The sequence below is a fragment of the Myxococcus stipitatus DSM 14675 genome (assembly GCF_000331735.1).
In the GTDB taxonomy this organism is placed as follows: Bacteria; Myxococcota; Myxococcia; order Myxococcales; family Myxococcaceae; genus Myxococcus; species Myxococcus stipitatus.
In genome coordinates, this window is the sequence record NC_020126.1 from 462459 (window position 1) to 489454 (window position 26996).

Consider the following 26996-nt stretch of genomic DNA (forward strand, 5'->3'; position numbering starts at 1 on the left):
GGTACTTCAGTGCACCAGTCGCTCGGAAGAACCCGAGCGCGGTGTGGCCACCCGGCCCATGCAGGCCAGGATGTGCTCGCGGTACTCGGTCAGCTCGCGCAGGCCGCAGAGCATCCACCGCCCGCCGATGACCAGCGTGGGCACGCCGCGCACGCCGCGCGCCGTCGCATCGCGGTGCTCGTCGAGGATGAGCCGCCGCGTCTCCTCGGAGCGGAACGCCGCGGAGAACTCGTTCATCGCCAGGCCCACGCGCGCCGCCAGCTCGAACACGACATCCGTGCGCGACACGTTGACGCCTTGCTCCAGCGCGGCGCGCTGCATGGCTCGCGCGAGGAACGCACGCGCCTGCGGTCCTTGCAGTCGCGCGGCCTCCAGCGCCGCCAGGGCCGGCACGCTGCTGCGCGGCGGGTCTCCTCCCAGCCACAGGTCCGTGGAGAGCAGCGGCGCTGTCGCATCCGACTCGCGTTGCGCGCGCTGCACTTCCTCCACCAACCCGCGCTTCTCGCGCTCCGTGGGAAGCACATCGTGCAGACGAAGCGGATACGGCCTCACGCTCCAACGCACGGCTTCGCCCAACTCCTGGCGCAAGACATCCAGGCGCAGGTCGGCGAGATAGCACCAGGAACACAGCACATCCTGGTAGACGGTAACCTGCAGCGGCTTGTGCGGCGTTTTCATTCGGGGCCGCCAGATTAGAGGCCACGCCGCGCCGCTGCCAACTCCCCATGACACGCGAGCTCGAAATCCATTCCTGTGTTCCTGAGGAGCATGCAAGGCACCTTCGGCCCAGGCTGCTCGCTTGCTTCAAGGCATGCGACCGACCTCGCGCGGCCGTCGTGGCTCACGTGCGCGAGAGGCGCGGAGCACTCGCCTTCAGCTCGGCGTAAGTCAGCGCGTGCTCGATGATTTCTCCCGCGATGTCCTGGCCCGTCGCGCGCTCCAGGCCCTCGAAGCCGGGGCTGGAATTGATCTCCATCAACCTGGGTCCCGCATGTCCCTCCAGCATGTCCACGCCCGCCACCTCCAGGCCGACGATGCTCGCGGCCCGCACGGCGGCCTCCGTGTACGCTGGAGGAAGCTCGATTGCCTGCCCTTCACCGCCGCGGTGGATGTTGGAGCGGAACTCGCCCTTCTTCGCCTTGCGTCGCATGGCGCCCACCACGCGCCTTCCCACCACGAGCGCCCGGACGTCGCGGCCCTCGCTCTCCGCGACGAACTCCTGCAGCACGATCTCCTGCCCCAGGTCCCAGAACGTATCCAGGATGGTCTGCACCTCCGGCAGCGTGTGCGCAATCATCACGCCCACGCCCTGCGTGCCCTTGATGAGCTTGATGATGACGGGCAGCCCGCCCACCTCCTCCACCAGGCGGCGCACGTTGCTGCGGTCATGCGCCATGACGGTGCGAGGAATGTCCAGGCCGGAGGCCGACAGGAACTGGAGCGCGCGCAGCTTGTCCCGGCTGCGCGCGATGGACGTCGGCGGGTTGAGGACGGGCACGCCCATCATCTCGAAGTGATTCACCACCGCCAGCCCGTAGGCGGTGATGGACGCGCCGATGCGCGGCACCACGACGTCCACGCCGCGAATCTCCACCCCGCGGTACGTCATGCGCGGCGCGCCCTGGGCGAGCAGCAGGCAACAACGCAGTGTGTCCAGCACCAGGGGACGATGGCCTCGAGCGCGGATGGCGGATACCAGCCGGCGCGTCGAGTAGAGCGAGCGCTTCCGGGACAGGATGGCCACCGTCTTCTTCGTGCGAGGGCGGCGCGGCGCTGGATGCTCGGGTGCCGGGGACCCAGGCATGGCCGGGGCCTTCTTCTGCTGGATTTTTCGGGGGGACATGGGCGGGAGTATTCGAGCGTAGCACGGGCCGTTGGACGACAGCGGCCGTGTGGGGCGCGTTTGCTATCCTCGTGACGAGATGAGCGCGACAGATCCGCATCCCGACGACATCCACACCAGCCCCGGAGAGGCCGCCGGGCTTGACCTCGCCCACTCCCCGTTGCTGGGGGAGACGCTCGTGGTGGACCCACGCACCACGGTGAAGCTCCACAAGTGTCGCCTCGCGGTGGCCTCCGGGCCGGACACGGGGCGCTCGGTCGTCAGCGACAAGGAGCGGCTGCGCTGTGGCGCGCATCCCGGCAATGACCTGGTGCTGGTGGAGGACCGCACCGCGAGCCGCCACCACTTCGAAATCCAGTTCACGGAGCGCGGCTACCTGCTGGTGGACCTGGGCTCGACCAACGGGACGTTCCTGGATGGGCGCAGGATTGAGCGCGCCTATCTCTCACCGGGCTCGCAGATTCGCGCGGGCTCGTCCGTGCTGACGTTCGCGCCGCTCGACGAAGAGGTCACCATCGAGCCCGACCGCGATGGCGAGCTGTGCGGGATGGTGGGGCAGAGCGTCAAGATGCGGCAGATTTTCGGGCTCATCAAGAAGATCGCCCCGCTGGATGTCTCCGTCATCATCCAAGGCGAGACGGGCACGGGGAAGGAGCTGGTGGCGCGAGCCATCCACGAGCTGTCGGGCCGCAGCAAGTCGCCGATGGAGGTGCTGGACTGCGGCGCCATCCCGCCCAACCTCATCGAGAGCGAGCTGTTCGGCCACGAGAAGGGCGCCTTCACGGGCGCGGTGAGCGGACGTCCCGGTGCGTTCGAGCGTGCGCACGGCGGCACCATCTTCCTGGACGAGCTGGGAGAGCTGCGCCTGGACCTCCAGCCGAAGCTGCTGCGGGTGCTGGAGAACCACGAGGTGCGGCGCGTCGGAGGCAACGACGTCATCGAGGTGAGCTGTCGGGTCATCGCCGCGACGAACCGCGACCTGATGAAGGAGATTCAAGCGGGGAACTTCCGCGAGGACCTCTACTTCCGCCTCTCGGTGATAACGATTCAACTGCCGCCGCTGCGGCAGCGCCGGGATGACATCCCGCTCATCCTCAAGGAAGCGCTCGCGGACCCGGAGGTGGTGCTCAAGCACGGCAAGAAGCGCTTCTCGCCGGAGGCGATGGGCCTGCTGATGTCCTATGCGTGGCCGGGCAACGTGCGCGAGCTGATGAACGTCCTGTCGCACGTGCTGACGTTCAGCGAGGGCGAGGAGATTCAGCCCGCACACCTCCCGCCGCGCGTGCGGGGCCAGACGCGCGAGGGGCCGCTGCCCTTCAACGAGCACCTCTCGTTCAAGGACGCGAAGGAGCAGCTCCTGGAGAACTTCGAGCGCGAGTACGTCACCAGCGTCCTCACCCGCTGCGAGGGCAACCTCTCCCGCGCCGCGCGCGAGAGCGGGCTGCACCGCAAGTCCATCGAGCGGCTGGTGAAGAAGTATCAGCTCGACACGAAGGGCATGAAGCCGCGCTGAGCCCGCGGTGCCTCGGGGGAAGCCCCTGAGTGAAACATGACCGCGACGGGCTTGTAGCGCGCGGCTGCGTCACAGCCGTGCGACACGGGCAAGTTGACGTATGTCCTTGGGGACGCAAATACCTGGAACATACGTGCTGCCATGAATTCCGACCCTCGCGGAAACCAGGGCCAGTCAGGACAAGCGATGGTAGAGGCGGCGCTGACGCTTCCGCTCGTTGTGTTCCTGTTGCTGGGTACGTTGCAGTTGTTCCTCATGTTGCAGGCACGGGTGCTGGCTCACTACGCGGCGTTCCAAGCCACCCGTGCGGGCAGCGTGGCGCATGGCGAATGCGAGCGGATGACGCACGCGGCCATCCTCGCGTTGATCCCTTCGTTCCATTCCTTCCTCGGGCTGTCGAGCAGCACTGACGAAGTGCGTCACGGCGGAGGGGGAGGCGCGCCCGCGAGGCTGGCGGCGGCGTTCCGGGCGCGTCGGGACAACCGTTTCCAGGCGGGGCTGGACGGGGTGCACACGGGAAGCATCGTGTGGATCAACCGGGCCATCGTCGGTGGCGGGGTGGACAGTCCGCAGGACCGCGAGTTCGACGAGCCGGGGCACCTGCGGCGGCTGGAGGTGCAGCTCATCTACTGGTACCCGATGCGCATCCCGTTCGCGAACTGGGTGATGTCGCGGATGTTCATGGCGCAGTTCGGCATCCAGGACTACCGGGCGGCCAATCCGTTGATCCTCGCGGAGAAGGACGCGAACTGGAACCAGGGGGAGTCCTCGAACCCCCTCACGCTGGCAGGGGATGTCCGCTCGGAGCTCGCCTCGCGCGTGGCTCGGGAGCAGTACGTGTTCCCCATCGAGGCCACCTTCACCATGCGGATGCTGACGCCCACCAAGCGGCGCCACTTCGCCTCCATGGACTGTCCCCGATGAACCGAGCCCTCGTACGTGGTCAGACGCTGGTGCTGTTCGTCCTGGGCACCCTGCTGATTGTCCTGATGGCCACGCTCACGGTCTCCTTCGCGATGAAGGTGCGTGAGCGCATCGAGCTGCAGACGGTGACGGACGCGGCGGCGTACTCCAACGCGGTGGCCACCGCGCGCACGTTCAACAACATCGCGGTGATGAACCGCGCGCAGATTGGCCACGCGGTGGCACAAGCGGGCGCTGTCAGCCTGGTGAGCTGGGCCACGCTCTACCGGGCGGAGCTCAACGCGGCCAACAATGGCTTCGGGCTTGGCATGGCGCCCTACAAGCTCGCCATCGCGACCGGGTGCTGGTGCGCCTGGAAGAACTCGGCATGCAGGAAGCGGTGTCGCTGTGGCACCAAGGGCGTGGCGGACCTGGGCATGCTCCAGGGGAAGTTGCGCGCGGAGAAGCTGCGCGTCGATGCCGTCTTCCAGTCCCTGGAGCCCATGGTGAAGTTCCAGATGCTGGGGCACCAGGCCGCCCAGCTCGCCTTCTACGCCGCGCAGCAGGACGTCTACCGGGACCTGCGGGACAGCGTGGACAACCAGGCCTTCGCCAACAGGATTGTCCGCAATGCGATGGGGGCGGGGAAGTACGGGAGTGATGCCAGCTGGGTGGTGCCGGATGTTGGCAACGTCAATACCAAGGAGCTCCGAGGGGGCGTGGCCTGTACGGACAGTGGCGCCGTCTGCGACCTCCCCCTGACGGTCGCGCACGCGGTGAACGCGGCCATGGGCAGCCGCGGCTTCAGCTTCGTCTCGCACCGGCAGGTGCCCCTGGGGCACTACGCGATCCACCAGCTCAACCTGAACCGCGTCATCTGGCTCCCTGATGACGTGATTGTGATGCCGGATACGAACGGGACGACGTACTTCGGCAAGAAGGGGCGTCAGGTCCCCTTGATACCGCCCTATGCGCCAGCGCTCATTGGAGATGATCGCGGCTCGATTTTCTGGCGCTACGACCACCTCATGCACGGGGGAGACCCCGTCTTCTGTCCCGCGTTTGTCGCGGGAGTGCTGCCCGTCACCTCGACCCTGGTGCAGTCGGGAGGCTTCCCGCTCCCCGAACACCGGTGGACACCCGGCCTGGCCCCCAGTGACCCCTTCAACCATCTGTTGGTGCCGTGCTTGGGCGGACCTTCGTCCTGCCCCGGCATCTGGCCGCCGTTCCTCGACTACAACATCCGGCGAGTCGTCAGCGAAGGGGACGTCTACGCCCAGCCCAAGAACTTCGCCGTGGTCCAGCGAGACTTGTCGGCACGCGCCCTGGACCCGTGGGACCTGTCCTTCCGCTATCGCTTCGAGTCGGGAGGGGCGGGCAATGTGTACGACGCCAGGAGCTTCACGATGGAGGACGGCACGCCCAACAGCACGCAGACCGCGCTCTCGACAGGCATCGCCTACTACCATCGGGGCAGGAGCCTGGGCATCAATCACTGGGCCGAGCCGCCCAACCTCCTCAACCCCTACTGGCGCGCGACGTTGGTGGGCGCGGACATCGACAACTCGGGTGTCCGGGATGCGATTGAAACCCTGGGCAACAGTTCGCCGGTCGCGGCCCAGACCTTCATGGAGCTGCGCAACGCGGGCTTCAAGGGGCTCCAGCGATGACCTCGCGCCTTGCTCGTCGATTCCCCCGTCGTCCTGCTCGGGGACAGGCGCTGCTCGAAGCGGCCCTGGGGGTCACGCTCTTCGTCACCATCATCGCCTTTGGCATCCACCTGTCCGAGGTGGGGTTCCTCTCGCTCAAGGTGCAGGAGGCCGCTGTCTCCGCCTTGTGGGATGGGACGCATGGACGGATGCACCTCATCCCCGCGACCTACAGCGAGGCTGGGGACTCCATGCGAAAGGCCGGCGAGAGCGCTCAGGTTCGCTACGCGGACTTCAAGGGACTGTCCTCGACGATGGGGCCTGGCCGCATCACCCAGGTCTTCACGCGCGGGACGGACATGCAGGTGCGCTGCGGAATGGACGTCGGCGTCGGCTGGGCGGGAGCCGTCCTCACGCGGCCCGCCTATCGGGACAATGGCGGGACGGCCTGCAACGCCCAGGCGACGCTGAGCACCTGGCGCTTCCCCAGCTCCTTCCTGGATGAGGGGGATGGGGCGCTCTACCAGAAGCGCCAGCTCGAGGATTCCCTCGCCAGGATGCAGGTCTGCTCGGTGGGGCGCCCAGTGGGGGGAAGCTGCTCGGGGCGCTTCTCGATGCTCGTGGATGACTGGGGGCTCGCGGGAGAGCTCGAGTCGCCCACGTGCAACATCATGAAGCAGGACTACATCAACAGGTTCTTCCCCTGCACCAACCCGGCCTTCCATGCCGCGGTGTGGACGACCTATGCCCCGACGTCGCTCCCGATTCCCATCGCCGCGAGCAACCTGGCCGAGGCCGCCTTGCTGGTGAATCCGCTGCCGCCTACGGCGCTCGCGATGATCGGGCTGGGGATGAAGGAGCAGACCTTCTGGATGAGCTCCGCGGGGGAGGAGGCCGCGAACTTCATCCAGGTGATGCCGCTCCTGGACCCCATTTCGAAAGTCTGGCCCACGACGCCCGGCTCCTTGATTGGCGTCACCACGGCGCCCTATGGCGCCGCGTACGTCAAGCGCAAGCCCATGCGGGGCTGCTTCCTGGGGTTGGACTGTGATTGAGCGGTGGCGATGGGTGCTAGGCGTCGCGGTCCTCTTGTCCGCCTCTCCCGCATGGTCGGATGGCGATGAGTGCAGGACGGACTGTGTCTCGAAGGCGGACGACACTCATCAGCGATGCATGGCCAGGTGCCCGGAGACATTGGACCCCGAGAAGCCGGGTCCTTTCCGGGCCTGCGCCACGCGGTGCCAGGCGCAACTCGACAAGAAGTTCAGCGAATGCTCGGAGCGCTGCGTGAAGCCCACGAAGGGGCCGACGGGCAAGCGCAAAGGTGAGCAGCAGCAAAGCCCCTGACGACAAGGCTCGTGATGGCACACGTGAAGTCATGGACCTGGAGTGTGGTGGTGGTGCTGGCGCTCGTGGCGCCGCCCGCCGCCGCACAGCGCTTGCCCTTCACCTGGGAGGTCCCCGGTGTGGTGGGCGTCGTGGATGTTCCGGTGCCGGTCATCTCCAGCGGCATCCCCGTGAAGGTGAACGCGGTGCGCAGCAAGGAGAAGCCGGCGGTCATCCTCCAGAAGATGGTGGACCGCTTCCTCCTGTGGGACTTTCATGTTCCGCGGATGGCGGATCAGCCGCAGCTCCTGCGCGAGCCGATGATTACCGCCATCGACACCTTTGCCTTCGTTTCCTACACGGCCATCCTCCAGCCGAATCCAGACGGGACGACCACGGTGTTCCTGGGGCAGGCCGACCTGTCCCAGGCGCCGCGTCCTCAGTCCTCGGTCGCGCCGGTCTATCCCGGGGGTGTGGGGATGATGCAGACGGAGATGGAGGGGGCGCGCACGCTTGCCTATTCAGTGAGCGCCCGACAGCAGGAGGTGGAAGTCTACTACCGCAACGAGCTGGCCCAGGCGGGCTTCGAGGAGGTGGACCCGCTCGTCTTCCGCTCCAGCAACGATGAGATTGCGCTCAAGCTCGTGCCGGCCAAGGAAGGCAAGCTGTCGGTCATCGTCGTGCGGCGGACGGTGGCGCCCGACGAGGTGCGTCCCTCCACGGATTGAAGCGCTGTACCCGGCATGTTACGGGCGCTGTCGACATGAGCGACACGCCCTCCCAGGACAAGGACTTCAAGGACTCGGTCAACCTCCCGCGCACGGACTTCCCGATGAAGGGGAACCTGGCGCAGCTCGAGCCACGGATGCTCGGCTGGTGGGGGGAGCGGGGGATTTGGGGAAAGATTCTGGAGAAGAACGCCGCCGGTGAGCCCTTCGTGCTCCCGGACGGGCCGCCGTACGCCAACGGCCACCTCCACGCGGGCCACGCGCTGAACAAGGTCCTCAAGGACATCGTGGTGAAGTACCGCAACCTCGTGGGACACCGGTGCGACTTCATCCCGGGCTGGGACACGCACGGGCTCCCCATCGAGCAGGCGGTGGAGAAGCGGCTGAAGGACAAGAAGGTGGACAAGCGCACCCTGTCGCGCGACGTCTTCCTGGAGAAGTGCCGCGAGTATGCGCTGGAGTTCATCGACATCCAGAAGGCGGAGTTCCAGCGGCTGGGCGTCTTCGGCTCATGGGATGCGCCCTACAAGACGCTCGACTTCTCGTACGAGGCGCAGGAGATCCGCGAGCTCGCCGTCTTCGCGCGCCGAGGCATGCTCTACCGCCGCAAGAAGCCGGTGTACTGGTGCCTCCAGGACCAGACGGCGCTGGCCGAGGCGGAGGTGGAGTACGCGGAGCACGAGTCCCCTTCCGTCTACGTGGCCTTCCCCGCGGGCGCTGAAATCGCCGAGCGGGTGCCCGCGCTGAAGGGACACGCGGTGGCCTTCGCCATCTGGACGACGACGCCGTGGACGCTGCCGGCGAACCTGGCCGTCGCCGTCAACCCGGAGCTGGAGTACGTCTTCTACCAGCTGGGCGCGCGGGTCATCTGCGTGGCGAAGGACCTGTTGCCCAAGGTGCTGGCGGAGGTGAAGTCGGACGAGCTGGCGGTGAAGAGCGTGCCGCTGCCGGGCGGCGAGGTGTCCGCGGCGGCGATGGTGGACCCGTCGCGCATCCTCGCGTACGCGCAGGGCTCGGACCTGGAGCACCTGACGTACCAGCATCCGTTCTACGAGCGCCGCGGCCGCATCGTCCTGGGCGAGCACGTCACGTTGGAGGCGGGCACGGGCCTGGTGCACACGGCGCCGGGGCATGGGCAGGAGGACTACGAGGTCGGCCTGTCGTACGGGCTGGACATCTACAACCCGGTGCGTCCGGACGGCCGCTACGACGACACGGTGGGCGAGTCGCTCGCGGGCAAGCGCGTCTTCGAGGCGAACCCGCTCGTCATCGCCCTCCTGGTGGAGAAGGGCGCGCTGCTGAACGACGCGAAGGACACGGTGGCGCACAGCTATCCGCACTGCTGGCGGTGCCACAACCCCATCATCCTGAGCGCGACGTATCAGTGGTTCATCCCCATGGATGTGCCTTTCCATGGAGAGAAGACGTTCCGCCAGGAGGTGTTGGCGGAGGTGGACAAGGTGGAGTGGGTGCCCTCGTGGGGGCACAGCCGCATCCGAGGCATGCTGGAGACGCGGCCCGACTGGACCATCAGCCGTCAGCGCACGTGGGGTGTGCCCATCTGCATCGCGTACTGCGAGGGCTGTGACGAGGCGCTCGTGTCGCCGGAGCTGATGGAGAAGGTGGCGGCGGCGGTGGAGAAGGAAGGCGCGGGCGTGTGGTACCGGACGCCGGTGAAGGACTTCCTGCCGGAGGGCTTCCAGTGTCCTCGGTGTGGCAAGGGCGAGTTCCGCCGCGAGACGGACATCCTCGATGTGTGGTTCGACTCGGCGTGCATGTTCTCCGCGGTGCTCGAGCGGCGGCAGCGGATGCCCGCGGACCTCTTCCTGGAGGGGAGCGACCAGCACCGGGGCTGGTTCCACTCGTCGATGCTGGTGGCGGTGGGGACTCGCGACACGTCGCCCTACAAGGCCTGTCTCACGCACGGCTTCGTGGTGGACGGCAAGGGCGAGAAGATGTCGAAGAGCCTGGGCAACGTGGTGGCGCCGGAGAAGATCATCCAGCAGTACGGCGCGGAGGTGCTGCGCTTGTGGGTGGCGGCGAGCGACTACCGCAACGACGTGCGCCTGTCGGACCAGATTCTCAAGGGCTTGTCGGAAGGCTACCGGAAGATTCGCAACACGGTCCGCTACGCGCTGAGCAACTTGTATGACTTCGACCCGGCGAAGCACGCCGTCGCGCGCTCGGAGCTGTTGCCCTTGGACCAGTGGGCGCTGGGCCGGTTGTCGGAGGTGGTGGCGCGGGTGCGGCAGGCGTACGAGGACTACGAGTTCCACCTCGTCTACGCGACGGTGGTGGACTTCTGCGCCGGTGACTTGTCGGCGGTGTACTTCGACATCCTGAAGGACCGTCTGTACACGTGGCGGACGGACGGGCCTGGGCGTCGGAGTGCGCAGACGGTGTTGCACGAGGTGTCGTCCGTGTTGCTGCGGCTGCTCGCGCCGGTGATGAGCTTCACGGCCGAGGAGGCCTGGGGCTTCCTGCCGGGCAAGAGCGAGGAGAGCGTGTTCCTGGCGGGCTTCCCGGAGCCGGGCGCGAAGCTGGAGCCCGCGTTGGCGGAGCGCTACGCGAAGCTCTTCGCGGTGCGAACGGCGGTGCAGGGGGTGTTGGAGGTGGCGCGGCGGGAGAAGCGCATCGGAGCCTCGCTGGAGGCGCGGGTGCTGCTGACGGCGTCGGAGCCGGTGCGGGAGTTCCTGAAGGCGCACCAGGACGAGCTGCCCGGCCTCTTCATCACCAGTCAGGTGGAGCTGGTGGACGCGGCGGGCGCCGAGGCGACGGCGTTGGACGTGACGCGAGCCTTTGGCGACGGCGTGAAGGTGTCCGCGGAGGTGAAGCCCGCGCACGGCCACAAGTGCCCGCGGTGCTGGACGTACGCGGAGGCGGTGAGGCAGGGCGGCGACGTGTGCCTCAAGTGCCGCGAGGCGCTGGCGGCGTAGTCGGCCGGACATGACACGGGCCCGGACCTGGAGACAGGTACGGGCCCGTGGTGCGTCTATCCCTGACGCGAGTCTGGTTCTTCAGTTCGTCGTGCACTCGGGAGCAGGATGCTTCTGGGCTCGCACGGAGTCGCAATCCAGCAGGCTCGACAAACCGGTCAGCGGCTCCACCATGAGCAGGCTGCGTGGGCGGCCCGAGGTGAAGGAGAGGCGGAGGTTGCCTGGTGCAGCGGCCATCAAGGCGGCCGCGTTGCCGAGCTGGCCCGTCATGCAACCGAGCGGCGCATCGGGAAGAACGGGCTTCACCGCACGGCCCAGTCCAGGCAGGTAGCAAAGTCCGTGAACCGACTGAGCGTTGACCGTCGACGGGATGATGATGTCCGGCCCCACTTCGTCGCAGCAACTGCTGTCACCACGACAGGTCGTATTCAGACAACTCGCACGGGGACAGGTGTTGTTGTCCCAGTCATTTTCGCATTTCAGCCGCTCCCACCGAGCCACCGTCTGCTGCGTCCCGTCGGGCAGCGTGACATCGGGCTCCACCACGAAGCGCACAGGCTGATTGGTGGCCAGTGCCCTCTGGCGGGCTTGAAGCGCGGATGACCACAACTCCCGAGTGACCGTTGCCTCTCGCTGTCCTTCGATGGGTCGTTGGATGCCAACCAGTGCCAAGGACAGCACCACCGACACGACGGCCAGTGCTATCATCATCTCCAGAAGAGTCATTCCCCGCGTGTGCATCTTATGTTCCCGTGGGCTGCTTGCCCGCTGACACGAAGTTTCTCGGCGTCACCCGGAAGGTGAAGGTGCGCCGCTTGAAGCCATCCAGCGGGAACCCCTCCTCTCTCTGGTATGGATTCACGATGCTGGGGTCCGAGCGCGGCGTCCGGATGACGAGGGAGATTTCAAGCTCACGCACCCGCTCCCTCAACAGGTCGCGCAGCTCCGCGTCGCTCCCTGGGTTGGTGCCCGCCGAGGTATCCGCAACGCAGACAGCGCCCATGGCTCGTGTGCAAGTATCGATCGAAGGCCGGCTGACGGAATCATCCGGGAACCAGCGATAGGGATCGTTCGGCGCCCCGAAGTTGATCACCGCCTGGCGAATCTTCAGTCGCTCCACGTCGCGGCTGATGGGCACCCATGTCGCGGCCCCTGGTGCCAGATACTCGAGCGTGGGGATTCCGCTCGCCCAGTTCACCCGGTAGGTGGCACTCACCGTGCCCATGGTGAGCCACCCCTCTTTCCTCCAGTCCGTGTGCCCCGCATCACCACAGGCCCCCGTCGTGATGGAGTTGTTCGCCCTCCCAGGGTTGGCGTTGATGCGATTCGATGCCGACTGGACCTGTGAGACTTCGATGTGGCACGCGACACTGCCCTGTGGATTGACGAGGATGGCGGGGGTCGTCTGTCCATTGGGGGGTTGCAGACTCGTGGGCGAGCCGAGCGCCGTGCAGAATGTGGAGGAGTTTCCCGTTCGGATGGGGCCTGTCGCAGCCGGAGGATTTCCGGCGGGCGCGCACGGGGCCATGTTGACCAGGGTGCGTGTGTCTCCCCAGTGGAGCTGCAAGACATCCGAGCGCATGTCTCCGTAGAGGGGGCCCGAGGGAGGGAACTCGAAACTGGGGTCCGCCGCGAAGACCGGGGCATGCGCGGTCGTCATGTCCAGCTCGTTCCAGACCTGGATGGCGAAGCGGCTGTCCCCGTCGGAGAAGGTGATGGGCGCGTTGCCCATGCCCATGCCCGCGCGAGCCACATCGCTGGCGAGCAGGTCCTTCACCGCGCGCCCGGTGGACTGCGCCACCATCGTCTGTTCCTCGAAGATGGCGCGCCGCTGCATCTGCATGCCCGCCACCAAGCCGATTCCCAGCACGATGACCCCTATCGCGCTGGCAATCATCACTTCCAGAAGCGTGAAGCCCCGGGATTCTCCTCTGCTCATGGCGCCACCCGCGTCTGCAAGACCACCACCTGTCGCCCCGTGCGCGCCGGCTCGAGCCAGCTCACGGACACCCGCACGTTGGCCAGCCTGCCTCTGCTCGACGGACCGGCCAGGTCCCTCAGGATGCTTGGCGTGCCCGCCACGCCGCCCTCGATGCTGGCCATGTCCATGCTGATGTCGACATCAACCGCCACCTCGTACTCCCTCGCGACGATGCCGGAGCCCGTGGCGGGGGCGGCTGTCAGAATCCTCCCCTGCGCCGTCTGCCACAGGGTGGTGCGTTGCTTGTCGAACCCCACCAGATTGGAGCACGGTGGATCCGCCGAGCACCCCCTGGACGCGATGTCTTCCAGCGTGCGCTCGGCGATGAGCTGCGCTTGGGTCGCGGTGAGGGTGCGACGGTTGGAGGCGCTGATATGCGTCACCAACGTCATCACCGCCGCGATGCCCAAGAGCATCACCGCCATGGTCGCCAGCACCTCCAGGAGCGTGACGCCCCGAGAGGCGCGAGACAGCCCGTACTTCATCGCGGCAACCTCCCGTCGGGAATCGGGTCGTACACGAGAACCCGTGAACGCATGCTCCCTGGGTTTGCCGCGCCATTGTTCCACTTGTCATCGCCAATCATCTTCATTTCACCCGTGGCGGTGAGGGCGAACACATGCTGGTCATGCACCACGGGGGCACTCACTCCGTGCCCCTGCAGGGAGGTGCTGGTCACCGCCGACCTGCCGTTGCCGTCCGGCAACTGCTGGGCCTGATAGAACTTGCCGCTCTCCGTCTCACTCAGGTTGCACAGGTCCGCGGACGTGCCCACGGCCGTGGTGGCATGGACCTTGTCACCACTGAGCGACACGCCACCCCAGACAACCTGGCCGGGGTCCAGCGGCTCCACCCAGAGGGGCTCGAGCAACTCACAGGCGCCGGTGCCCGTCGGGTTCGCATCCTCGAAGGCCATCAGGTGGTAGCGGTAGTTGGCCTTGTTCGGCGGTCCGTCGCCGAACTCATCCGGGTTGTCGGCGGTGCCGAAGTAGAAGCGCACCTTCGTCGTTCCCTCCCGGACCACCCGCACCGCGATGTTCGAGTAGATCTGCTGGAAGTGGGCCGTGCCAGCGGGATTGCCCGCCAGCGTGCTGTCGGTGGCGGCGACCGGAGCACTGGCCACCTTGCAGGTCTTCACCTTGCGCCCCAGGAGCCGGGACGTGGAGATGTCATCCAGGTTGATGCGGTAGACACTGCCGGCGGTGGTGGGGACGTAGATGACGTCGTAGTTGCCATCCCGGTCGAGGTCGACCAGCGCGCTCTCCGCCGCGACGCCGGAGCCGTTGTCCAAGGTGATGACGCCTGCGTTCCGGCCCGCGGCCCCATTGGTGTAGTCGAGCGGCTTGCCGGTCTTCATGTCGAGAATGTAGAGCGCGCCGGCACGGCCCCCGGCGGGGACGTAGTCGGTGCCGACGATGGCGGCCCACACGGGCTCATTGGCGGAGCCCCACGCCAGCCGCACCACGGAGGGGGCATGGCGTGAACCCGTGCCATCCGGAATCTGCACGGCCGGATTGGCGAGCGCCGCCGTCGTGAAGGCGTTGAGGCGGGTGGTGTCAGCCAGGTCGAACTCCCACAAAGGAGCGGGGAAGTGGCTCGCGCTCGGGTCGGTGATGTCGAGCGCGAAGACCACGGGGCTGCTGCGGCCGGATGCGGAGACGAGCACCGTCTTGGCTCCCTCGGTCTTCGACTCGATGGTCCTGGGCGTCCACGCGGGCTGGCCTGGAATGCCGAAGTCCACGTTGGCAATGGTCGGCGAGGCATCCATCTGCGGCTTCGGTGGGTTGTTCAGGCTCACGTGCTGGACGTAGGTGTGGACGTAGCGGTCGAGCAGCATGCGCGGCATGTACGCGAACTCTTCTTCACCGGTGCCGTACTTGCGCGCGACGGGGGACGGGGCGCAGCTCGCGCTCACGGGCTCGAAGAAGCCACGCAACTGGAAGGTGCCAGCGCAAGGGTCCGTGGCCCCGTTGCGGAACGCTCCTGTATCGAACGCATGCAGGAAGCCGTTCATCGTCCCAACGTAGGCCAGCGTGGGGCGGTCCTTGAAGCGGTCCATGAAGTTGCGCCGGTACTCGTCACGCTCGGACGAGCGCGTATTCAGGGCCCAGGTGTCCAGGTACGGAGGCACCGCGATGGCAACAGTCGACAGATTGATGCCACCCATCTGCCAGGGGCGCTTCACGTTGGAGGGCGCGGGGGTGAGTCGGTCTTCCCAGCCGTAGATCCACTCGCGCAGGAAGTTGCGGTCGTTCTCTTCACCGGTGATGTGCTTCGACAAGGGAAGGGTGATGGTCGGCGTGCCGCAGATGTCGTCGTGGTTCAGGTCGTAGACGTAGCGACCATTGGCAAAGGTGTCACAGAGCGAGTCCGGGAAGAGGGGACTGTTGTTATCACCATCCTCCATCTCCTTGCTGACGGTGGTGCGGCTGCCGTTGCTCGCCATGGTGTAGAGCTTGCGGTCGAGTGGATTGTCCCCATTGCGGAAAGACAGGGCCATCACCTGGCCCGCATCCCAGCGCTGGGTGACCGTCGTCTGGTTGGGCGTCTCCGGATTGTAGAGCGACCGGAAGTAGAGCCTGCCGCGCACCGAATAGTCCTTGCGATGGTCATACGCACGGATGGCCGGCGCGGGCAGGCCCGTTCCTGGCCAGTTCTGTCCCCAGGCCTTGCCCGGAGTCTCATTCACACCCCAGACGATGGCGTTACCCACCGCGGATGGCGAGGAGCGCGAGTAGCTGCCCGCGCGCACGGCCTGGTAGCCCACGTTGACGTTGTTGATGACGGGCACACACGACTCGTTGGGGCTGGTGATGTTCACCTTCCAGCAGAGCTGCGAGCCGGTGTAGCCGAGCTCCAGCAGGTCGATCTCCTTGGTCTTCTGCGTCGGAGTGTCGAACGGCACCGGAATCCAGAAGGGGTCGGGATTCGGCGTGCACGTCGCGCCGGCACCGGTTCCTGTGCAGATGTTGCAGTCCACCGCGATGGAGTACTGGATGCTGGGGGGGGTGGAGTTGGGGCGTGTGCACGCACCGGCGACCGCCTCCGTCCAGCACGAGGTGCCGACCTGGCGACACGCCGGAGACGTCCGAGGACTGGGGGGCACCGTGTCATCCTCTCGCGTGAAGCGAACGCGGGTGATGACGAAGTCCTCTGCATTCTGGGGCGAGATGTCTCCGCCAATGCCTCCCGACATGTCTCCGGACGTATTGACGCCGCCGTTCACCTTGTTGATGACGAACACGACGTCGTTGAAGTCTCGGTCACCACCGCCCGGGATGTCCTCGAACCCCAGAATCCAGCGGAAGCGGTCCGTCGTGGGCGCGCCGACGATGACGTGAGGCATGGCGTTTCGTGTGCCCGTGGGACGGGTCACCTGAACGCGCTCCATGGGCATGTCCAGGAAGTTGTACGTGGCCTCGTTCTTCAGCCGGTGGAGGGCGGTGCCGACCGAGGTCTTCGGCCCGTCCAGCCAGCCGCAGAGGTATTCCGGGGTGGTGCCCACCCGGCACGAGTCGCCCGTATCGTTGTTGGGGTCGTCCCGGTTGCAACCTGCTTCGTAGGCGCAACCAATGTTGCGCGCGGCCACGACCGTGTCGTCATCGGCGTTCTGGTCCAGGTTCCATTCCGCCTTGGAGAAGAAGACCGAGATGGGCGAGCGGATATGGATGAGGCACTTGCCGGCTGGATCTTGCTTGAGGCAAGGGTAGACGTTGCCAGCACCCGTTGGACCCGGGGAGTGGTTCGAGTCGTAGTAGACGACCAGGAAGAAGACGATCTCCCTCCCACCCTTGATGATGCCCAGGTCCACGGTGCGGTCGTTGAGAGTCAATCCAGGGTCGGGGTTGACCGCTCGGACGACGCCACGGTTGTCGTACTTCGAGACGTCGTAGTCAGGGACGCCGTTGTCTCCGTACTCGTCGATATCGCCCACGGGGGCGAGCCCACCGTAGGTCGTCTCCTGGCCGTCGTCATCGGCGAGCAGGAAGACCATCTGCCCGATGCCCTTGCCTCCGTTGGCCGGGTCCTTGGGCTCGAGCAGGTTCGGAATCCGAGGGAACAGGCCTCTGTCGGAGTAGGAGCTCGCGGCGGCGTTTCCTGAGCCGTTCGCCCGGCCCACCACGTCCGCCTTGATGTTGTCCGTGGTCTTGTTGGGACGGGCATCCGCGATGGCGTTGTTCACCACATGTGTCGCCGCGCAGTCGTCCCGCATGGCGATTTCAGGCTCGTAATAGGACTTGCCGCCCAGGTCGGTGAACGTCCTCGTGCAGCGCCGGTTGGGAGCGCCCAGCGCGGTCCGAGGGCCGACGTACCTGTCCGTATCGGTGGAGGACTGGACGTTGAAGAGGTCTTCGTGCAGGTCGAGGATGCCGTTGTTGTTGTCATCCAGCAGGGTCCCGCTGGCGTTCACGTAGCCCGCGGTGATGGCCTCGTCCAGGTAGAGATAGCCCAGTGCATGGGACGCACCGGCGGACTCGAACACGTAGCTGATGGTGACGCGCTGGTCGAAGGGGAAGGAGATTTCCTCGGCGTCGAGCTCGACCTGATTGGTATTGAGCTGGAGGTATCCGTTGGGCCCGGGGTTGCGGATGAGGATGGGGTCCTTGAGGGGATTGCCTCCGGAAGACATGGACCCGTAGCCAGACCCTGGCGTCTTGAATCCTGCCTGGCGGTCCTGGTCCAGGTGGGACTCACACAGGTTGGTGCCTTGCTGGGCTTGCGCGGGGGACGTGGCCAACAGGAGAAGAGCCGCGAGGCTTTGAATGAGGATTCGCATTACTTCTTCCCCTGGTCTGGGCGGGACGAAGATGGATGGGGTGACGCGCGCTTCTTCGCGCGGCGGGTGGAGAGTTCTTCCGCGAGCTGCTGCTGCAACAGCTCCTCACGTGTCGGTGGAGGCGGTCGGGCACTGAGCAGCAAGTACGCATGCACCTGGTCCCGCTCGGCGGGCGCGATGCCTCGCGTGTCGCACCGGGTGTTCTTCTGGACCTGGTTGGGGGCCTGAATCCAGGCCTGGAGCTGCTCGGGCGTACGCTTGTGGACGAGGTCGCCCAGCTCGTACCGGCGTTCGCCCTGTTGTCGAGCGGTCGCGGGTGCCCCTGTCTTGTTGAGCTGTTGTTGCTGTGTGGCGGGGGGCGTGACGGTGTGGCAGCTCGCGCAGGCTCTGTCGAAGGCGTTCTTGCCCGCGTCGTTGGCATGGGCAAAACCTGGCAACAACATCAGCGCGAGGAGAGGAATGGATTTCATGGGGAACTCGCTGGACTGCGGGTCCTAGGGAAGGGTGCGCACGACGCTGGTGTCGGGGGCGCTTTGGTCTTGAGTGTTATTGAAGGTGTTGTCCGGGCCGCAGCCACGGCTGGTGCAGCCAGGGCTGTTGGCCACGGGCGCGTTCTGGTTGGAGACGAGTGCTTGGACGATGGCTCTCGTGGGGCGACCCTGGGCGTTCACGACCTCGCCGACCGCGGCAATCCACACCTGCCCATTCGCGTCGATGGTTTCGCTCCCGTCGTCGATGTCATCGCGAACGAAGACGCGGTAACGCACGTTGTTCTGCTCGGGGTAGTCGACGTACGGCTCTCCGCCCGCGCTGGCTTTCTCCGCCGGCTGCAGCGTGGTCGGCGACAAGCTCAGGTAGTTCCAGCCACCCGGGCCCGTTCCTGGCAGGAGCTCTCGCCAGGCGGGAACTGCGCCCTTGATTCCGAGGTCCTGGACGATGGCGCCATTCAGATCCGAGAGCACCTGCCCATACCGCTGGTCATTGCCCAGACGCAGCCGGATGGCCTCGCGTCCTTCGGCCAAGCCCGCCTCCGCCGCGAAGAAGGCTTCCTTCTGCCGGCGCGCATCCGCCTGGGTGTCCGCCTCGCGTCCCACCACCCGGTAGCTCAGCATCACCGCCATGGTCACGACGAGGACGACCCCCAGTGCGACGAGCAGTGTGAATCCCCGGTTCACTCGGTTCCGGGCCTTGTTCTGGGACGGCATCTCACTGCTCCTCTGCCCCCGCCCCAAGCAGGGGAGTGGTGGAATTCTCGTACATTTAGCAACCCATGTGCCCACTACATCAAGGTTGTAACCCACTGAAATTCTTTGCGTACGTGGGACTCAAACCCTGGGTCTGAGGCATCAGTGACCTCGCAAAAAGTGCGAGGTCACTTCGGTTTGCGTAGCATGGATCAACCTTCCTGGACCTCCAAGGTGCGCAGCCGGTCCACCAAGGCCTGCATCCGTTCCTGGTGGGTCCCGGCCCAGAAGACCCGGCGGCAGTCCGGGCACTGCTGGAAGCGCGTGTGCCGCTCCGCGACCCCTTCCGGGACGCGCCCCACCACCTCATGCGGCGCCGCCGGGCTCAGGGGCGCGTTGCAGGCGATGCATCGGGAGAACGGACTCATCCGCGCCCCCAGCCCATACCGCCGGACCACCTCCACCAGTTGCTCCGCCGGGTCCGTCGCGCGAGGGAAGTAGCCCAAGCGCACCTCGCCCCGCTTGAGCACGCCGATGTCTCGGGTCAGCAGGATGCGAGCCTCCGAGCTCGACACGCGCGCCAGCTCGTCATCCCGGTAGTCATTCCGCCAGAGCGTGTCGAAGCCCAGCATCCGCAGGAACCCCGACAGCCGCCCCAGCCCCACATCCAGGACGAAGCGGGGCACCCCCTCCACCACTCCCCGGGAGGGAAAGACCTCCACCCGTGAGCCGGGCGCCAGCCGGTGCCCGAACTCCACCAGGGCACCGTCGACGCGCACCTCGCCCATCTCGGGATGTGGCGGCCCCAGTGACTCGAGCAGATCCTTGACGGCCGGCGAGCCCAGGGGCGTCACCTCCAGCTCCGTGCCTCGCTTCTCGGGAGGAAGGAAGTCGTTCAACCTCCCCTGGAATCGCACGCTCACCATGAGAAGGGACTCCTGGCTCCACACGGAGGAGAGACCGGGAAGCTGGGCGGAGTGGGCATCGGGGTGAACCGTGACTCAGGTTTCACCACTGTAAACGTACGAATCAGCGGTATGTCGCGGGACTGTAACCCGACAGGTCCACTATACTGCTCGGCTTATCCGCGTGCCGGTCGCAGGCGGAGCCAACCCTTGAATCGTCACCCCTGGAAGCAGGCCGGACGCATGAAAAAGACCCTTTCCTATCTCGCGTGCGCGTCGATGACGCTCACGCTGTTTGCTCTTGCGTGCGGTGACTCCAATCCGCCCAAGGTTCCGCATCCCACCGAGGACGGTGGTGTCCTGTGGAAGGAGTGCAACCCGAGCCTGGCGTCGCCGTGCGGCACGGGCGAGGAATGTCGCATCGTCCCGCACTATGACCGCGCCGTCTGTGTCCGCCCCTGCGATGCGCAGACCGCGTGTGGCACGGCGGAGGCGGCGTGCTGCCCCATCGGTGGCGCGGGCTCGGCGTCCTACTGCCTGCCCACGGAGGCGTGCACCTCGGGAGGCCAGGACGACGGCGGCGAGACGACTGACTCGGGCACGGACTCCGGCACCAACACCGACTCCGGGACGAACACCGACTCCGGCACGGACACCGACTCCGGGACGAACACCGACGCGGGCACGAACACGGACGCGGGCACGGACCCCGACGCGGGCACGAACACGGACGCGGGCACGGACACGGACGCGGGCACCGACGCGGGTCCCATCACGGACGCGGGCACCGACGCGGGCACGGACATGGACGCGGGCACCGACGCCGGCACGGACACGGACGCGGGTCCTGCCACGGACGCGGGCACCGACGCCGGCACGGACACGGACGCGGGCACTGACGCCGGTTCGGGCGGTGGCACCACGAACATCCGCGTCATGGCGGCGAACCTCACCAGCGGTAACGGGCAGGACTACGACCCGGGCCACGGCCTCCGGCTGATGCAGGGGGTGGACCCCGACGTCGTGCTCATCCAGGAGTTCAACTACAAGAGCAACTCCACGGCGGACATCCGCGAGATGGTTTCGTCGACGTTCGGCTCGAGCTTCTCGTACTACCGGGAGACGGGCGCGCAGATTCCCAACGGCATCATCAGCCGCTGGCCCATCATCGCCTCCGGTGAGTGGACGGACGTGGAGGTCAGCAACCGTGACTTCGCGTGGGCGCGCATCGACATCCCGGGGACGAAGGACCTCTGGGTCGTGAGCGTGCACCTGCTGACCCGCAGCGCCGGCGTGCGCAACACCGAGGCGCGCAACCTCGTCAACTACATCACGGCCAACGTCCCCGAGGACGACTACCTGGTCATCGGTGGCGACCTCAACACCGACTCCTTCAGCGAGTCCTGCTTCGGCACGTTCTCGGATGTGGTCATCACCTCCGCGCCGTACCCCGCGGACCGCAATGGCAAGACGGGCACCAATGCCTCGCGCGCCAAGCCCTATGACCACGTGCTGGTGGACGCGGACCTGAACCAGTACCGCACGGCCACCGTCATCGGCTCCAGCCAGTTCCCGAATGGCCTGGTGCTCGACAGCCGCGTCTACACCCCGCTGTCGGAGATTGCCCCGGTGCAGGCGGGTGACAGCGATGCGTCCAACATGCAGCACATGGGCGTGGTGAAGGACTTCGTCGTCCCGTACTAGCCGCTCGGCTGGACGGACACCCAGGCGCGGCGGCCCATGCTGGGGTCGCCGCGTCGGGTCAGGGTTGCCACTTGTGCTTGTTGCGCTCGAGGAATCGGGCCACGACCGGGATGCGAGCGATGAGCGGCGTGAGCACGAACACCGCCGCGAACCGCAGGGGCTTCACCACCTGCGTGGCCGCATAGGCCGCGGCGAGGGTGCCCGCCTTCGCGCCCGCGCTGGACGGCTGGAAGCCCAGCTCGATGGCCACGTAGAAGCCCGCGAGCATCAGCCCGAGGAGGGCGAAGTTCGTCACGATGGCCACCGGGCCATACTCCAGCATCAGGTTCTTGAAGCGCGCCATCAGCGACGGCTTCTCGGGCGAGGCCGCCTGGGTCGGGGCGGGTGGGGATGTGTCGGAGACTGGGGGATTCACGGGAGGCTCAACAGGCGACATGTCTCCACCATGCCCCAAAGAAGCGCTGGCCGGGAGACAGAGCAGGCAGGCCGCGGCCAAGGTGTTGGGCTCTCTGGGTTGTCAGGGCTGCTGGGGGCGGGTTAGAGGACAGGGACGCGTCATGAAAGCCTCCCTTCGCCTCCTCTTCCTCGTGGCCACCACGGTGCTCCTCGCCGACCAGGTGACCAAGTATCTGGCTGTGTCCCGGCTGACGGATGCCCTGGACGGGCGTGAGGGCCTCTCCCGGGTGACGGGGTACTTCACCCAGCACAACCTGGACAACAACCCGCCTCCGGAGGGCGAGCGGCGGGTGACCCGCCCCTATCGCTTCATCGAGGACTACTGGCACTTCCGCTATGTGGAGAACCCGGGGGCCGCGTGGGGCTTGTTCGCGAACCTGCCCGACGGCGTGCGGCGGGTGTTCTTCCACGTCGTGAGCCTGGCGGCGCTGTCCTTCATCTTCCTGATGTACCGCCGGACCTCCATGGACCAGCGGCTGGTGCGCATGGCGCTGGCGCTCATCACGGGCGGCGCGCTGGGCAACTTCCTGGACCGGCTGGTTCGCGGCTACGTCATCGACTTCATCGACTGGCATTGGCGCAACCAGCCAGGCATGCGCTGGCCCACCTTCAACGTGGCGGACGCGGCCATCTGCGTGGGCGTGGCCTTCATGCTGCTGGACTCGCTGCGGGTGCGCCGGCCGGAGTCCGTGGGTGCGCCGCTGACGCAGAGCCCCAATCCGTGACGGGCGGGGGCCTCGTGGTGTAAGCCCGGGGCGTGCCTCGCAAATACGTCATCCTCCTCGTCGTCGCCCTTGGCGTCATCGTGCTGGACCAGTGGACGAAGTATCTGGTCGTCCGCGAGCTGACCTCCCAGATGCAGGGGCAGGAGACGCTGGGCGGGCGCCTGGGCGCCATGTTCGGCGACCCGCCTCCGCAGGGCTACGACGGCCTGCACTACCGTCCTCGCCGCAGCATCGAGGTCTCCGAGAACTTCTTCCGCCTGCGCTACGCGGAGAACCCGGGCGCCGCGTGGGGCTTGTTCCGGAGCATGTCCCCGGACAAGCGCGGCCCGCTCTTCCATGTCGTGAGCCTGGGCGCGGTGGTCCTCATCGTCTTCTACTTCCGCAAGCTGTCCGGCTCGGACCCGGCGGAGAAGTGGGCGCTGTGGGGGCTGCCGCTCGTGCTGGGCGGCGCGATGGGCAACTACATCGACCGGCTGGCGCGCGGCTTCGTCATCGACTTCCTGGAAGCCCACTGGTTCGACAAGGCGGCGTGGCCGTCGTTCAACATCGCCGACGCGGCCATCTGTGTCGGCGTGGGGCTCTTGCTGGTGGATGCCTTCGTCCGCAAGGAGAAGCCCGCACCGGCGCCGACGAAGGCCGCCTGAAGTCCCACGTCCTGGAGGGCTGTCGGGCTGTCGGGCCTCGGGTGGGCCCGCCTCGCTCCGCTGCTTTCCTCGCCATCCGGCAGGTCTCCATGCTCCCCGTCCTCTTCCGCTTCACCTTCACCAGCTTGTGGGCGCAGCTGCTGCTGTACGCGGTGGCCGTGGGCACGGTGGGCTACATCGTCTTCAACGGGTGGCGGGGCGCGCAGGGTGAGCTGGATGGGAAGACGCGGGTGCGAGCCCCGGTGAACACCACGGACCGGGTGCTGCGCGCCGCGGGCTTCGGTGTCGCGGGCGCGGTGCTGGCGTGGTTCGGATTGAAGTACGCGCTGCCCGCGGAGGCCTTCCCTGGAGGCAAGGGCGAGGGCATTCCGCTGCACACCTACGGCGTGCTCCTGGCAGGCGGCTTCATGACGGCGCTGACGGTGGCGGGCCGGCTCGCGCAGGACGAGTGGCGTCAGCTCAAGCAGGTGGATGGCCAGTGGGTGGACGTGGAGGGCCCGAAGAAGCGCGAGCAGGTGATGGACATGGCCTTCTGGCTGCTCGTGGGTGGCATCGGTGGCAGCCGTCTGCTCTTCGTGTTGGTGAACTGGCGGGACTACGCGCGGGACTGGACGCAGGTGCTCTCGCTGGGCGGCGGGCTCGTCTTCTACGGCGGGCTGATTGGCGCGGCGGTGGCGGCGTGGTTCTTCGCGCGCGCGCACGGGATGGACTTCCTGCGGCTGGCGGACGTGTGCATCCCGACGGTGTCGCTGGGCCAGTGCCTGGGGCGGCTGGGGTGTTTCAGTGCGGGGTGCTGCTGGGGGGATGTCGCGCCCGCCAGCTCGGCGACCGCGGTGCACTTCCCCGGAGCGGGGCTCGCGCAGGACCTGCTGGGGCAGGTGGGGAGTGCGTCCAGCCTGGCGTACTCGTCGCAGGTGCAGGATACGCGCTTCGTCGTGGAGTCGACGGGGCAAGTGCTCCATCAGGCGGTGCCCGAGGCGGTGCGCATCTCCGACTGGGTGCTCCAGCACGGGCACACGCTGGGCGTCTATCCCACGCAGCTCTTCGAATCGCTGGGGCAGCTGGGGCTCTTCGTGGGGCTCCTGTATGCGCGGCGCTTCCGCCGCTTCCACGGGCAGATTTTCGCGCTCTGGCTGATGGCCTACGCGGTGCTGCGCAGCACGGTGGAGCTGTTCCGGGGCGACGTGGAGCGCGGCACGCTGCATGGCCTGCTGGAGTCGATGGGGGCCCAGGGGCTGGCGGAGGTGGTGCCGTTGGAGGCCTGGTACAATATCTCGACCAGTCAGTTCATCTCGCTGTGCATGTTCGCCTTCGGGGCGACCTTGCTCTACCGGAAGGGGCGGCGAGGGGTGGGTGCCGAGCCTTCAGGCGGACTGGGCCCTACACCGTCTGCGGCGTGAGGTTGATCCTCGGGCGCGGGTTGGGGACACTCTGAGGCGTCATGCCGCCCCCCGACGCCCGACAGTCCGCCGCCAAGACTCCCTCCGCGAAGCCCCAGGCGGACACCAGCTCCAGCGAGGCTGTGCTTCAAGAGTGTGAGGCGCTCGAGGCGGAGCTGGCCGCGCTGCGCAACCTCTTCGAGCAGTACTTCATGGGGCTCGACCGTCATCCGCCCACCAAGGCGCATGACGACTTCAAGAAGCGGGTGAACCGGCTCAAGACGTCGTTCATCCGCAGCACGGCCGCCAAGTTCCGGGTGGGCTCGGTGCATAGCAAGTTCCTCACCTACGACCGGCTCTGGATGCGCACGCTGCAGGAGATTGAAGCGGGCACATACAAGCGGGACCTCTTCAAGGCGCGCCGCCGCGCCGAGGCCCGGGGTGGGGCTGCGAAGGACCCGAAGAAGAACGTGGTGGAGCTGCCGGAGGACATCTCCGACATGGACTTCGAGGAGGTGGAGGAGTTCGTCCGCCCCCGCCCCGTCAACGAGCCCCCTCTGGCCGCGGCCATCTCGGCGGCAGCGGCCTCCGTGTCCGCACCCACGGGGACTCCGTTCCGGGGGACGCCCACGGTGGCCCCGGCCGCCGCGACTCCATCCATGCCGAGCGTGGCGCCTGTCGCGCGAAGTGGGGTGCCGGGTGTGACGCCGGTGCCCTCGGTGGCGCCGGTGGCGGGAACACCTCCACGAGGACAGCCCACGGTGGCACCGGTGGCGGGGACCCCTCCACGAGGACAGCCCACGGTGGCACCGGTGGCGGGGACCCCTCCACGAGGCCAGCCCACGGTGGCACCGGTGGCGGGGACCCCGTCGCGAGGCTTGCCGACGGTGACGCAGCCGCTGGGCGGGACTCCGGCGAGGGGCAGTGCGCCGGTGCCTCCAGGGATGGCCACCGCGAAGCCGGCGGCGAGTGCTCCTGGCGCGGGGGCGGGTGGGATGCCCAGGGTGACGGCGCCAGCCGCCGCCGCGGCGCCCAGGCCTCCTTCCGCGACGGGCGGCGGTGGCATGTCGGACGACAAGCTGCGGGCCGTCTACGACGCCTACGTCACCGCGAAGCGGCGCTGCCAGGAGGACACCTCGAAGCTGTCCTACGAGTCCGTGGCGGCCACGTTGCGAAAGCAGGTGCCGGAGCTGCTCAAGCAGCACAACGCGAAGGCGGTGGAGTTCAAGGTCGTCATCAAGGACGGCAAGGCTTCGCTCAAGGCCGTGCCGAAGTAGACGGCGCGCCTGCTCAGGACTCACGGCCTCGGGCGCGCGGGTCGCGCCCGTGGATGGTGCTCACCCACTGCGACGACGCGCGTCTGGATGTGCGCATCTCCCAGGTGTGGAGCGTGGGGCACGTGAGCTCACGCAGATGCGCTTCGCACAGCGCTCTGAACGGCTTCCCGGGACCGCGATGTCGCGCGGAAGCGTGCGTGTTCCGGTGTCACGTGCAAGGAGCATGAATCCCGCCCGTGTCATCGGCGACAGGGCTGCATCGAGCGGAGCCGACGTTTGCAATGTTTTATCAAGGTCGATGGCCCTGGGGTGAAGGTCCTTGAGGGGGATTGTATTCTGTCGTTGTCGGAGTTGCGGCAGGATTCAGTCGTTCTTGTTGGATGTCTTTGGGGTTGGTGTCATGCTGCGTCTTGGGGACATCACAAACCGACAAGCGATTGTGAACATGGTTTTTCATCGACTCCGGTCGGATGAGTTCATTGTCGCTTCAGGGGCGTGGGGGCCACTCCGACGGAGCGGTTCTTGGCGCAGGGCCGTTGTCCTCGGGCGTTCTTGAACCCATGAAGACTTGCCTGGGAGCTCTCTCGCGATGGAATCCTCCATGACCGAACCCCGTCCGGAACTTCTGCCTCCCAAGCTGGGCCCATGGGGCATGGCGCTCTGGATTCTCGCGCTGCATCCCGTGAGTGTCGTGGTGAGCAAGGTCTTCTTCTGGCACGCCACGAGCGCGACGGAGTCTCCGTTCGCCTTGAGTGGGGGCTCGTATCTCTTGGCGACGGCCTTCGCGGGAGCCCCCCTCGTTGCCTTCGGGCTCTTCGTGTTGCTCCTCCGGCGAGCAGCGGCTTCGCGTCCGTCTCTGCGTCTCACGCTGAGGGTCGGGACAGGGGCGTTCCTCTTGACCTCGCTCGCCTCGCAGATCCTCGCGTGCCAAGGGGCGTCTGCCGACGCGCAAGGTGGCCTGCTGTTCGTCTTCCTGCCGCTCTATGCCGCCGTGCTCTCCGCCGTCTTCATGGTGCTGGTCTACGGGCTGGCGCGGCTGCGCGGCCCGTGAGGGGTTCTGTCCTCT

At 67.0% G+C, this 26996-nt stretch carries 22 protein-coding genes; 12 read left to right on the plus strand and 10 right to left on the minus strand.

What is annotated here, in order from left to right; all coding sequences use genetic code 11:
- Positions 1-6 precede the first annotated feature (6 nt).
- A complete protein-coding gene (locus MYSTI_RS01815) occupies positions 7-678 on the minus strand; it encodes a DsbA family oxidoreductase (RefSeq protein ID WP_015345987.1) in 672 nt (223 codons plus the stop codon).
- Between the two features lie 163 nt (positions 679-841).
- Complete coding sequence (locus MYSTI_RS01820; protein WP_015345988.1) at positions 842-1843, minus strand: ATP-grasp domain-containing protein; 1002 nt, start codon at positions 1841-1843, stop codon at positions 842-844.
- A 79-nt stretch (positions 1844-1922) separates the two neighbouring features.
- On the opposite strand from MYSTI_RS01820, the gene MYSTI_RS01825 reads away from it, so the two are divergent.
- The 6 genes from MYSTI_RS01825 (at position 1923) to ileS (ending at position 10898) form a co-directional block, all read left to right on the plus strand.
- Positions 1923-3356, plus strand: a complete 1434-nt coding sequence (locus tag MYSTI_RS01825; RefSeq protein ID WP_015345989.1) for a sigma 54-interacting transcriptional regulator — start codon at positions 1923-1925, stop codon at positions 3354-3356.
- A 141-nt stretch (positions 3357-3497) separates the two neighbouring features.
- Positions 3498-4280 carry a TadE/TadG family type IV pilus assembly protein gene (locus tag MYSTI_RS01830; RefSeq protein ID WP_015345990.1) on the plus strand — a complete coding sequence of 261 codons (783 nt, stop codon included), beginning with the start codon at positions 3498-3500 and terminating at the stop codon, positions 4278-4280.
- The gene (locus MYSTI_RS01835; protein WP_015345991.1) at positions 4277-5929 is read left to right on the plus strand and encodes a Tad domain-containing protein; all 1653 of its coding nucleotides are present in this window, start codon (positions 4277-4279) and stop codon (positions 5927-5929) included. The genes MYSTI_RS01830 and MYSTI_RS01835 overlap by 4 nt, the downstream gene beginning before the upstream one ends.
- Entirely contained in the window at positions 5926-6963 is a 1038-nt protein-coding gene (locus MYSTI_RS01840) for a pilus biogenesis operon protein (protein ID WP_015345992.1), read from the plus strand. The genes MYSTI_RS01835 and MYSTI_RS01840 overlap by 4 nt, the downstream gene beginning before the upstream one ends.
- 306 nt (positions 6964-7269) lie before the next feature.
- Positions 7270-7962, plus strand: a complete 693-nt coding sequence (locus MYSTI_RS01845) for a hypothetical protein (protein WP_015345993.1) — start codon at positions 7270-7272, stop codon at positions 7960-7962.
- Between the two features lie 35 nt (positions 7963-7997).
- Positions 7998-10898 (plus strand): isoleucine--tRNA ligase, encoded by a 2901-nt coding sequence (gene ileS, locus MYSTI_RS01850; protein WP_015345994.1) that lies wholly within the window; start codon positions 7998-8000, stop codon positions 10896-10898.
- Positions 10899-10979: 81 nt separating this feature from the next.
- On the opposite strand, the gene MYSTI_RS01855 is transcribed toward ileS, so the two are convergent.
- The 7 genes from MYSTI_RS01855 to MYSTI_RS01885 form a co-directional block, all read right to left on the minus strand.
- Entirely contained in the window at positions 10980-11639 is a 660-nt protein-coding gene (locus MYSTI_RS01855) for a pilus assembly FimT family protein (RefSeq protein ID WP_015345995.1), read from the minus strand.
- A gap of 1 nt (position 11640) precedes the next feature.
- Entirely contained in the window at positions 11641-12837 is a 1197-nt protein-coding gene (locus tag MYSTI_RS01860) for a PilW family protein (protein WP_015345996.1), read from the minus strand.
- Positions 12834-13364 carry a type IV pilus modification PilV family protein gene (locus MYSTI_RS01865; protein ID WP_015345997.1) on the minus strand — a complete coding sequence of 177 codons (531 nt, stop codon included), beginning with the start codon at positions 13362-13364 and terminating at the stop codon, positions 12834-12836. Before MYSTI_RS01865 ends, MYSTI_RS01860 begins: the two co-directional genes overlap by 4 nt.
- Positions 13361-17656, minus strand: a complete 4296-nt coding sequence (locus MYSTI_RS01870) for a DUF4114 domain-containing protein (RefSeq protein WP_015345998.1) — start codon at positions 17654-17656, stop codon at positions 13361-13363. Before MYSTI_RS01870 ends, MYSTI_RS01865 begins: the two co-directional genes overlap by 4 nt.
- Positions 17656-18126, minus strand: a complete 471-nt coding sequence (locus tag MYSTI_RS01875; protein ID WP_015345999.1) for a c-type cytochrome — start codon at positions 18124-18126, stop codon at positions 17656-17658. The genes MYSTI_RS01870 and MYSTI_RS01875 overlap by 1 nt, the downstream gene beginning before the upstream one ends.
- 24 nt (positions 18127-18150) lie before the next feature.
- Entirely contained in the window at positions 18151-18861 is a 711-nt protein-coding gene (locus MYSTI_RS01880; protein WP_015346000.1) for a hypothetical protein, read from the minus strand.
- Between the two features lie 191 nt (positions 18862-19052).
- The gene (locus tag MYSTI_RS01885) at positions 19053-19766 is read right to left on the minus strand and encodes a Mut7-C RNAse domain-containing protein (protein ID WP_015346001.1); all 714 of its coding nucleotides are present in this window, start codon (positions 19764-19766) and stop codon (positions 19053-19055) included.
- A gap of 222 nt (positions 19767-19988) precedes the next feature.
- Here MYSTI_RS01885 and MYSTI_RS01890 point away from each other — a divergent pair, with 222 nt between their 5' ends.
- Positions 19989-21449: an endonuclease/exonuclease/phosphatase family protein gene (locus tag MYSTI_RS01890; RefSeq protein ID WP_015346002.1), complete on the plus strand. Its 1461-nt coding sequence runs from the start codon at positions 19989-19991 to the stop codon at positions 21447-21449.
- A 58-nt stretch (positions 21450-21507) separates the two neighbouring features.
- Here MYSTI_RS01890 and MYSTI_RS01895 read toward each other — a convergent pair whose 3' ends face one another.
- Entirely contained in the window at positions 21508-21864 is a 357-nt protein-coding gene (locus MYSTI_RS01895; RefSeq protein WP_201768948.1) for an FAM210 family protein, read from the minus strand.
- Positions 21865-22006: 142 nt separating this feature from the next.
- Between MYSTI_RS01895 and lspA (MYSTI_RS01900) the strand changes: the two genes are divergently transcribed.
- The 5 genes from lspA (MYSTI_RS01900) (at position 22007) to MYSTI_RS01920 (ending at position 26981) form a co-directional block, all read left to right on the plus strand.
- On the plus strand, positions 22007-22630 hold the full coding sequence (gene lspA / locus MYSTI_RS01900) for a signal peptidase II (RefSeq protein ID WP_015346004.1): 624 nt from the start codon (positions 22007-22009) through the stop codon (positions 22628-22630).
- A gap of 32 nt (positions 22631-22662) precedes the next feature.
- Positions 22663-23274 carry a signal peptidase II gene (gene lspA, locus MYSTI_RS01905; RefSeq protein ID WP_015346005.1) on the plus strand — a complete coding sequence of 204 codons (612 nt, stop codon included), beginning with the start codon at positions 22663-22665 and terminating at the stop codon, positions 23272-23274.
- 89 nt (positions 23275-23363) lie between these two features.
- Positions 23364-24674 (plus strand): prolipoprotein diacylglyceryl transferase, encoded by a 1311-nt coding sequence (locus tag MYSTI_RS01910; RefSeq protein WP_015346006.1) that lies wholly within the window; start codon positions 23364-23366, stop codon positions 24672-24674.
- A 41-nt stretch (positions 24675-24715) separates the two neighbouring features.
- Entirely contained in the window at positions 24716-25930 is a 1215-nt protein-coding gene (locus MYSTI_RS01915; protein ID WP_015346007.1) for an MXAN_5187 C-terminal domain-containing protein, read from the plus strand.
- A gap of 601 nt (positions 25931-26531) precedes the next feature.
- The gene (locus MYSTI_RS01920; RefSeq protein ID WP_144369963.1) at positions 26532-26981 is read left to right on the plus strand and encodes a hypothetical protein; all 450 of its coding nucleotides are present in this window, start codon (positions 26532-26534) and stop codon (positions 26979-26981) included.
- Positions 26982-26996 lie beyond the last annotated feature (15 nt).